1 pseudogene is annotated in these 348 nt (G+C 38.5%); it reads left to right on the forward strand.

Going from position 1 to position 348, the window contains the following annotated elements:
- Nucleotides 1-348: pseudogene (locus ADF62_RS06790) on the forward strand (transposase); the annotation flags it as partial.

Raw genomic sequence — 348 nt, forward strand, 5'->3', positions numbered from 1 at the left:
CACTATACGAAACTACTTTTTAAAGTATCCATTAAAAGCTCGCCAACAGGTGCAGTTTATCACTATGGATATGTCTGGGGCTTATATTCCACTAGCCAAAAAACTTTTTCCAAACGCTAAAATCGTTCTTGATCGTTTCCACATTATCCAGCATCTTGGTCGAGCTTTTTTAAAGACAAGAATTGCCATTATGAACCAGTTTGATAAGAAGTCTCTACCCTATCGAGCCTTGAAAAATCACTGGAGACTCTTCCAAAAGGACAGCCGTAAACTCTCTATCAGCTCTTGCTTTTTCACTTTCAGGAGAAGAGAGTAGATGAGTTCTTTGAGCTGATAGAGGAAAATAGA

It is taken from the genome of Streptococcus sp. 1004_SSPC, assembly GCF_001069025.1.
Taxonomy (GTDB): Bacteria; Bacillota; Bacilli; order Lactobacillales; family Streptococcaceae; genus Streptococcus; species Streptococcus vestibularis.